The following is an 8263-nucleotide window of genomic DNA, read 5'->3' on the forward strand; positions in this document are numbered from 1 at the left end:
AGCCACGCGCCGCGTTCGGAGGCGGGCAGCGCCTGGTAGATGTCTGAGTACAGCTCCTCTGTGAGCTGCTCGTCCCACCGGTCGGGCTCGGCGGGCAGGGCCTTGAGCCGGTCCCGTTCGGCGCGCAGCCTGCGCACCTGCTCGTCGAACTGCTCATCAGACATCGCGTCCGGGTCCAGTGCCCTGATCCGGTAGCTGATCTCTTCCAGCTGATCCTGGTAGTCGGTCCCCTTGACCAGGATGAGCCGCTTGACCGGGACACCGAACGTGGTGGCCATGATCTGGTCCACCGCCGCGTCCGCCACCTCCATCCGCACCATGTTGCCGCACCCCTTGCGGCGGCTCCCGGTGCCGGTGCACCGGTAATAGGTGTAGGTCCCGCCGCCGTGCTTGCTCGACGCCCTGCACGTGAGCTTGTTCATGGATGAGCCCTCGCAGTCCGGGCACTTGATGGCGCCCTTCAGCATCGCCCGGGCCTGCGGCTCCCCCCGCGGGCCGCGCTTCTCCCGGCCCAGCAGAGCCTCATTGGCCAGCCGGAACCGGCGCGCGTCGATCAGCGCCTCGCACGAGTGCTCCCATTTCTCTGACCAGGCCACCTTCCCCGTCACCGGGTCACGTTCGGCACTGGTCATCCAGTAGTGCCCCCGGTACACCGGGCTCCTGATCAGGTCGGCCAGCCTGGTCGGCCACCACGGCACGTCGGCCAGCTCCCCGGTCTGCGGATCGAGCTTGTGCCAGAGGTGCAGGGAGTCCAGCCACGCGCAGATGTCCGCCAGGCTCTTCCCGGCGATGACCATGTCGTAGATCTGCGGGATGTACTCCCGTCCCAGGTCAGTGGCGGCCAGCTTCCTGTCGTACTTGGGACCCTCGGTCACGTATCCCCATGGGATGCGCCCGACGAACTTGTTCTCCCGGCGCAGCGCGTCGGTGGCCCGCACGACGCGCTCGCGGCCCAGTTCCCATTCCCGGCGCGCGGCCATCTTCTCCGCTTGCCACTGCCAGTAGTCCGAATCGAACTTGTCCGCCCGCGCCGGGTACTGCGGGCCGTCCACGATGATCAGCCGCTTGCCGTGCTGGGTCGCCCAGAACTCGATCCGGGGGAAATCCTCCTGGGTACCCCGGGACCAGCGGTCGGTCTTGTACGCCACCACCGCGTCGTACATGGCCATCTTCTCGGGCTCGGTGACCCACGGCTTGAGGTTCTTGCGGTCCCACGGGGCGACCGTCCCGGACTTGGTGTCGGCCACCACGTCGATGACCGTCATCCCCTCCCGCTCGCAGAACGCGCGGGACTTCTCATCCTGGGTGTCGATCCCGATGCCCTGCTGCCCGCCGCGCTGGAGCTTGCTCAGCCTGGCCGCGATCAGCGCCCGCACCGGGCGCTCTACCGGATGCGCAGCGGGTGCGTCCGGGGTGCGCGGTTGCGCTGGTGCATCTGGTGGGTGCGGCTGCTCCATGTCGCTCGCCTCGCCAAGGTCGGTGCGTCTGCTACGCTGCCTTATCGGCTTAAATCCGACCTTAACACATGTATCCTAGCCCTCGGGCACGTACGCGAATGTCAACGTCGGCGGCACTGGGCCAGGGTGGTTCTTGCCGTCAGGCACGAGAGGGGAGCCAATCGTCACAATTCCGTCGTCTTCGTCTTGCACCTCATAGTCAAGGACCGAGCACCAGAACCGGGCGAGACCGCTGGGATCGGTACAGTCGATGGCAAGCTCGGTGAACTTACTGGCCATGTCGGGACCTCCTAGTCAATGCAAAGTTCTCCGGCCGTTGACACGTGATACGCCAGCACGGAACGATTCCACGCATGGATCACCACACCGGCGTGGTCATCGCCGAAGTCGGCTTCCTGCTTATACTCATCGCCGGAATCTGGTTCGCCGCCTCGGAAATCCCGCTGTTCAAGATGGCCAGAGCCCGGAAGATAGTCGCCGGCGCCGCGCTCGCCGTCGGCGGTCTGCTCCTCATCATCGCCGTCCACTGGGGTCACTTCGGTTAGCGGTTAGGCCGGCGACCCAACAGGCCATGAAAGTACAGCGGGACATGGCTGGGTGCAGGCTGGCGTACCTCTCGTTGATGGCCGCCGACTCGCGCTATAACGTAGAAGGCCGGTGGCGCGGCGCCGCCACCATATCGCCGCCGAGGAGGCCGGATGCCGGCAGATCCGCCCAGCTCACCCGCGCTGCGCGCATCCGATGCGGACCGCGACCGGGTTATCGAACTGTTGCGCGCCGCCGTCGGTGACGGGCGGCTCTACCAGGCCGAGTTCGATGAGCGGCTGGACGCGGCGCTGGCCGCTCGCACCATCGACGCGCTGACCCCGCTCACCGCCGATCTGATCGCGGCGCCCTGCAGTGACGGTGCGCTCGCGCTGCCGCTCGCCAGGACACCGGCCGAGCCAGCCGCCGAACTGCTCACCATCCGCGAACGGCATGGATCGGTGCGCCGCGAGGGCCGGTGGACGCTGCCGCACCGGCTGAGACTGAACACCGCGTGGTGCGACGTGATGTTGGACCTGACCAAGGCGGTCCACAGCGGACCCGAGCTGATCATCGAACTGCGGGTGCGCGGCGGCAACGTGGAGCTGGTCCTCGCGCCGGGCATGGTGGTGGACGCCAACGAACTGTCGGTGCGCCATACCAAGCTGACGATCAGCAGGGACGCGAACGACAACGCGCCGGAGACGCTGCGTGTCCGCCTGGCAGGGCGGGCGCGGCACGCCCGGATCGACACCCGGTGGCTGGCACCGCGCCGGTGACGTGGCAGGGAAACGATCAGGGCGGGTCGGCCGGCTGCGCTGAGTCCGCGATCCCCGGTGACATGGCTGGCGGGCGGGTCGCCTCTATATCGATCAGCTTGTTGAGCCGTGCGTTGATCCGGACGTGGGCGAGCGTGCCGGGCGCCAGCCGGTGGTAGTCCGCAGGGCGGACCTCGAAGGCCCACGCCTGCGGGGTGAAGCCATCGTCGACCGCGACGTAGTACGAGGTTCCCTCATCGCTGGATTCCACTTCCCACTGCCGGAGCACCAGGCCGTCGAACTCGGCGAAGCGCGGCAGGTGCGCCCAGCGGGAGACGCCGCGCATGATTACCAGCGCGTCCAGCGCCACGCCAATGAGAATCCCGAGCTCGATGCCGGGTGAGCCGCCGGCGACCTCGTACCCGAGAAAGGCCAGAAGCGGTATGCCCGGCGTGGTCAGCAGACAGAAAGCGGCAAGCGGCCCCGCGGACAGCCCTGGCCAGATGCGCGTGTCGGGATCGCCGATGGTGACCAGCCGCCAGCCCGCGCCGTAGCCGGACCAGGCGGTGTCGTCCCCCGGCGCGGTGAACTGCGCGAGGGCTTCCGGGTTCGCGCCAAGCGCGGCGGCACGAGCCTCATCTCGGGTACCGGCCGCTGACCCGAGGATGGTGCTGTGCGCTTGCCAGTCGGCAAGGGCCTGCCGCCCCTTCGGAGTGAGCCGTTCGCTGCTGACCCTCGCGACGGAGGTGCACAGGATCGCGTAGTAAAAAGCGCAGAACACCAAGAGCTGGCCGTTGTGCTGGTACGAGTAGGCGGCGCCAAGCGCCACGCCCGCCGGGACGAGCGCGAACAGGCACAGCATGGCCTTGCGTGCCGTGCTGAGCGTGGGACGGGTCAGGCCGAGACGGCGGGCGGCCGCCACCACGTCGCCGCGGAACGCCTGCCGGAACGAGCCCGCGCCGCCCTCGAAGCCGTCGGCCAGCGCCGCGGCGGGTATTTCTGGCAGCGGCCCGGCCCGACGGGACAAGTGAGCGACCGCCCGCAGCTCATATGGCGTCAGCTCTTCGACGGGAGCTTCCGCTGGCAGCACGCACATGGCCGGGACAGGGGCCCGCGGGTCAGGCACGCTCCTGCTGAGCCTGAACCAGCCGCGGGCCGCCAGGTCGAGCAACGTCACCGTGAACAGATCGGCGTCCGGGCGGCCCGCCACCAGGCCCACCACCGCCGGCGGTTCGGCGGGCGGCAGCGGGACCGCACCGGGGCGGCACACGGGGCGGCCGAGACGCGGCCCGCCGGTGGCCATCCGGACGAGAATGAGCCAGCCTGCCAGCGATCCCGCGATTGCCAGCCCAGTCACCATGGCGCCGCTCCCTGACGAGTCTCCGTCAGAATGTACGGCCGCCGCCCCGGAACGGTTTGCCATACCGGGCCGGCGGTTGCGCGGGGGAGGGTGCGTGCCAGGGCTCTTACTACTCGTCGCCGAAGTTGCGGCGCAGCGTCTCGCCGTTCAGCGCGCTTCGCGTACCGCGACCCGGAGCGCGTTCTGGGCTACGCGGCGGGCGTCTACCGACGATGTCCACTTCTGCCCCAACAACATCATCGATGTGCTGGAGTGACCTTGCGCACCATGCTAGAAAGTTAAGAACTGGTAAAGGAGGTACACCGAAGTCAACGATCAAGCGTCCCTTTTAGTAGGGAAATGAGACCCTCGATGGTGCCCGAACAGGTGCATCGCCGCACGTGGCAGACCGTCCGGCGGGGATAAGAAGGGAGGCAGTCGCAGCGTTGGGGCATTCGGTGGGCATCCAGTACGCAGCGGTCGTGGTGATGCTCGGTATGGGCGTCTTCACCTTCTGGCTCCTTCGCGCCGGCTACCGCATCAAGGAGCTGTCCGCCCGGATGGCCCATGGCGTTTCCGGCTACCTCCGCACCCGCCCCGATCCATGGCTTGAAGGCAATTTGCGCGCCGCCTTCGCCGAGTTCGATCGCGAGCTCGCGCTCATCCTCCAGGAGCGGAGTTACGCCGCCCCGGCGGCGCGGGACAAGTTCCCTCAGGATCCCGCCGCACCTCCCGGCCGCTAACCTCATTACCCGTCAACGTCACGCCGGGCGCCGTTCAGCGAGGGGCAACCGGCAGGTCACTCACGGAGCGTACTTTCCGAAGCGACGCATACCGCGCCGCACACCACCAGGCGCTCTCGCGATGGGTCACCGCCTGCGACGAGCTCCAGGAATGGGAGGACCCGTTCATGAGGCTGACCGTGATCGGGTGCGGGCACCTCGGCGCCACGCATGCCGCGTGCATGGCCGAGATCGGTCATGACGTGCTCGGCGTCGACATCGACGAAGACAAGGTCGACCTGCTGAACACCGGCCGGGCCTGGTTCTTCGAGCCCGGGCTCGACGAGATGCTCGCTCGCCATACGCAAGCAGGCAGGCTGCGCTTCACCACCAGCTTCGCCGAGGCGGCCAGGTTCGGCACCGTGCACTTCCTCGGCGTAGGGACGCCAGACCTGCCCGGCGGCGAAGGCTACGACCTGTCACAGGTGTTCGGCGCGGCGCGGGCGCTCGCGCCGCACCTGGCCGGTCCCGCACTCATCATCGGCAAGTCCACGGTCCCGCCGGGCACCGCCAGCCGGCTGGCCGCGGACCTCGGCAAGACCGCGCCCGCCGCCGACACGATCGAGGTCGCGTGGAACCCGGAGTTCCTCCGCGAGGGACACGCGGTGGCGGACACGCTGCGCCCGGACCGGATCGTCGCCGGGGTGCGGAGCCCGATGGCCGAGGCGACCACGCGCGAGATCTACCGGCCGCTCACCGATGCGGGCGTGCCGCTGATCGTGACCGACGCGGTGACGGCGGAACTGGTCAAGGGCGCGGCCAACGCGTTCCTCGCCGCCAAGGTGTCGTTCATCAACGCGATGTCCGACATCTGCGCCGCCACCGGAGCGTCCGTGGCCACGCTGGCCGACGCGCTGGGCATGGACGCCCGCATCGGGCGCGCGTTCCTCACCGCTGGCCTCGGCTACGGCGGCGGCTGCCTGCCCAAGGACGTCCGCGGGCTGCGCGCCTTCGCCGCCAGCACCGGCACTCGGGGCGCAGGTGCCGTCAGCCTGCTCACGGTGCTCGACGAGATCAACTCCGCCCGCCGCCAGCAGGTCGTGGGCCTCGTGCAGACCCTGCTCGGCGAGCTGCCCGGCAAGCGGATCGCGCTGTGGGGCGCGGCGTTCAAGCCCGGCACCGACGACGTGCGCGATTCGCCTGGCCTCGACGTCGCCGACCGGCTCTGCCGCCTCGCCGCGGAGGTCGTGGTGTACGACCCGCAGGCCACGGGCAACGCGCTGGTGGCGTTCCCGCACCTCGGCTACGCGGACAGCGCGGCGGCGGCCGCGCGCCAGGCAGACGCCGTGCTCGTGGTCACCGCCTGGCCGGAGTTCGCGGCGCTCGACCCGGCCGAGACTACGGCGGCTATCCGCGACTGCCTGCTCATCGACGCGTGCCAGGCCGTCGACCCGGCGCGATGGCGCGCAGCGGGCTGGACGGTCGCCGCCCCCTTCCCGACGTCACCCCCGAAGGGAGCCGATGTGACATCGTCCACCCTCTTACGTGGACGATGTCGCATCGAGCACGTTGGTGCAGGGTGCGGGGTGCGGGGGGGGGCAGACGCCGGCGTTAACCGGCGGTGATGGACTTCTGGCCTGTGACGCGGCCGCTGAGCAGGTTAGAGCGCAGCGTGGGAGCGGGGATCGGCACCGGCGTGGCGGGCTGGCCGCCGGCGCCGCGCTTCTTCGGGTCGGCTTCGATCCGCAGCGCCAGCGCCGGGCACATCTCCACGGCCTGCCGCGCGTCCTTCTCCAGCCACGGCGGCACCGGGATCGGCAAGATGACGGGGAAGCCGGTCTTGTCCAGGTGGATCAGCTCTGGCACCAGGTGCGCGCACAGGCCGTGCCCCTCGCACCGCACCCAGTCGACCAGGAGCTGCTTGGCATCCGCCGTCTCCGGGCCGTCGGGAAGCGGCAGCACGCCGCGGACCGGGCGGCCACAGGAGGAGTGGAAGACGTGCGCCGCCAGGTCCTCGGTGAAGACCTCGAGCGCGGAGAGCACGAACCGCGTGGTGCCGTCGGGGTGCGAGCAGGCGCCGCGGCCGTTGACCGTGGCCGCCGCGCGCCGGGCCACGTCGAGTGCCTCGATCCCGCCGGATCCGTCGACGATCGCCGCGAGCGCCCGGGCGATGGAGGGCAGCCCGAGCTTGCACGGACCGCACTGCCCGGCGGACTCGCCGGCCAGGTAGTTCGCGATCCTGGACACCTCGCCGAGCGGGCAGGTGCCGTCGCCGAGCGCGAGCACGATGCCCGACCCGAAGGTGCCGCCGGCGGAGGCCAGCCCCTCCCGGCCGACCGGAACCTGGTAGGCGGTCTCGGCGTCCAGCCACATGCCGTGGTAGCCGCCGACCAGCACGCCGTCACCCGCGGGCGCCTGGCAGATGTCCAGCACCGCGCCCAGCGGGATGCCGGTGGGGGCCTCCACGACGGCCGGGTTCTTCGCCGATCCGCTGACGCTGAGCAGTACCGTGCCTGGTTCCTCGGGCACGCCGACCGAGGCGAACCTCGTCGCGCCGAGGAGCGCGAGCACCGACACCTGCGCGAACGTCGAAGCGTTGGAGAGCAGGGTCGGCAGGTCGTCCACGCCCCGATCGGAGGCGAGCGTCTTGCGTCCCGGCGGCACCGGCTTCTTGCCGTTGATGCCGCGGACCAGTGCGCCAGACTCCCCGGAAATGAACCGATCCGGCTGCTCGATGACCCGGACCATCTTGCGCAGCCCGGGCTCGGCCGCGATCGCCGCCTCGATCGACCGGTTCGCGAGCTCGTTGCCCGCCACGCCGATGATGATCTCCTCTGCCTCGATGGCCTCGGCGACCAGGACCGCGCCGCTCAGGATCAGGTACGGCGACCTGATCATGAGCATCTTGTCCTTGAACGAGCCCGGCTCGCCCTCGGTCGCGTTGACCACGACGATCGTCGGCTGGCCGGTCTTCTTCGACGCGTCGACCACTGCCTTGAGCTTGCGCGCGAACGGGAAGGCCGCGCCGCCCTGGCCGCGCAGGTCGACCTGCTGGGCCATCGTGATCAGCTCGTCGGCCGACATCCGCGGCAGCGGGCCGAAGATCTCGGTGTGCGCCTCAAGGTCAAGCCGCGTCATCCGGTCCAGGCCGGCCGTCATCCGGGCAGCCCCGATCCGCATGATCGGCGGCACGTCGAGTTCTGTCGCGGAACTCGGGTTCATCGGAGGTTGTCACCACCACGGTACGGATTGCGGGAGCCACGGTAGCCGGGCATGCCAGGCCCGGGCTCGCGGTACCTGAAGCCGGGATCGGGCTCGGGCGCGCCGCCGTCCCACGGCGGCAGGTCGTAGTTCCACTCGACGTTGCCGCCGTCACGCTCTGTCCAGTCCGCCGCGTCGCGCGGCGCCTGCCGCCGAGGCCGGCGGTCGCCGTCCTGCTGGCCACCGTCCCGGTACCGGCTG

The 8263-nt window shown here is 70.0% G+C and carries 8 protein-coding genes and 1 pseudogene; 4 read left to right on the forward strand and 5 right to left on the reverse strand.

The genetic code is table 11. From position 1 onward, the window contains the following. On the reverse strand, positions 1 to 1376 hold a 1376-nt coding region (locus WA805_RS18655), incomplete at its 3' end, for a recombinase family protein (protein WP_425242966.1). A gap of 159 nt (positions 1377 to 1535) precedes the next feature. After that, positions 1536 to 1736 (reverse strand): annotated as a pseudogene (locus WA805_RS18660) (VOC family protein); the annotation flags it as partial. Positions 1737 to 1810: 74 nt separating this feature from the next. Between WA805_RS18660 and WA805_RS18665 the strand changes: the two are divergent. Further along, positions 1811 to 2002 carry a hypothetical protein gene (locus WA805_RS18665; protein WP_422271704.1) on the forward strand — a complete coding sequence of 64 codons (192 nt, stop codon included), beginning with the start codon at positions 1811 to 1813 and terminating at the stop codon, positions 2000 to 2002. Between the two features lie 153 nt (positions 2003 to 2155). Continuing rightward, positions 2156 to 2761: a DUF1707 SHOCT-like domain-containing protein gene (locus WA805_RS18670; RefSeq protein WP_422271706.1), complete on the forward strand. Its 606-nt coding sequence runs from the start codon at positions 2156 to 2158 to the stop codon at positions 2759 to 2761. A 16-nt stretch (positions 2762 to 2777) separates the two neighbouring features. Here WA805_RS18670 and WA805_RS18675 read toward each other — a convergent pair whose 3' ends face one another. Then, the gene (locus tag WA805_RS18675) at positions 2778 to 4100 is read right to left on the reverse strand and encodes a hypothetical protein (RefSeq protein WP_425242967.1); all 1323 of its coding nucleotides are present in this window, start codon (positions 4098 to 4100) and stop codon (positions 2778 to 2780) included. A 437-nt stretch (positions 4101 to 4537) separates the two neighbouring features. Here WA805_RS18675 and WA805_RS18680 point away from each other — a divergent pair, with 437 nt between their 5' ends. Beyond that, complete coding sequence (locus tag WA805_RS18680) at positions 4538 to 4822, forward strand: hypothetical protein (RefSeq protein WP_422288734.1); 285 nt, start codon at positions 4538 to 4540, stop codon at positions 4820 to 4822. A gap of 167 nt (positions 4823 to 4989) precedes the next feature. After that, entirely contained in the window at positions 4990 to 6426 is a 1437-nt protein-coding gene (locus tag WA805_RS18685) for a UDP-glucose dehydrogenase family protein (protein ID WP_425242968.1), read from the forward strand. On the opposite strand, the gene WA805_RS18690 is transcribed toward WA805_RS18685, so the two are convergent. Together WA805_RS18690 and WA805_RS18695 are read right to left on the reverse strand one after the other, a co-directional pair. Continuing rightward, positions 6413 to 8023, reverse strand: a complete 1611-nt coding sequence (locus WA805_RS18690; RefSeq protein WP_422282137.1) for an NADH-ubiquinone oxidoreductase-F iron-sulfur binding region domain-containing protein — start codon at positions 8021 to 8023, stop codon at positions 6413 to 6415. The genes WA805_RS18685 and WA805_RS18690 overlap by 14 nt on opposite strands. After that, positions 8020 to 8263, reverse strand: a 244-nt coding sequence (locus WA805_RS18695) for a hypothetical protein (RefSeq protein ID WP_425242969.1), incomplete at its 5' end; no start/stop codon positions are given. The genes WA805_RS18690 and WA805_RS18695, both read right to left, overlap by 4 nt.

The sequence above is a fragment of the Trebonia sp. genome (assembly GCF_049794275.1).
Taxonomy (GTDB): domain Bacteria; phylum Actinomycetota; class Actinomycetes; order Streptosporangiales; family Streptosporangiaceae; genus Trebonia.

What these genes read in the sequence shown, in the direction of transcription:
- WA805_RS18665 (WP_422271704.1), top strand. Translation starts at nt 1,811, where the DNA reads ATGGATCACCACACCGGCGTGGTCATCGCCGAAGTCGGCTTCCTGCTT.
- WA805_RS18670 (WP_422271706.1), top strand. Translation starts at nt 2,156, where the DNA reads ATGCCGGCAGATCCGCCCAGCTCACCCGCGCTGCGCGCATCCGATGCG.
- WA805_RS18675 (WP_425242967.1), bottom strand. Translation starts at nt 4,100, where the DNA reads ATGGTGACTGGGCTGGCAATCGCGGGATCGCTGGCAGGCTGGCTCATT.
- WA805_RS18685 (WP_425242968.1), top strand. Translation starts at nt 4,990, where the DNA reads ATGAGGCTGACCGTGATCGGGTGCGGGCACCTCGGCGCCACGCATGCC.
- WA805_RS18690 (WP_422282137.1), bottom strand. Translation starts at nt 8,023, where the DNA reads ATGAACCCGAGTTCCGCGACAGAACTCGACGTGCCGCCGATCATGCGG.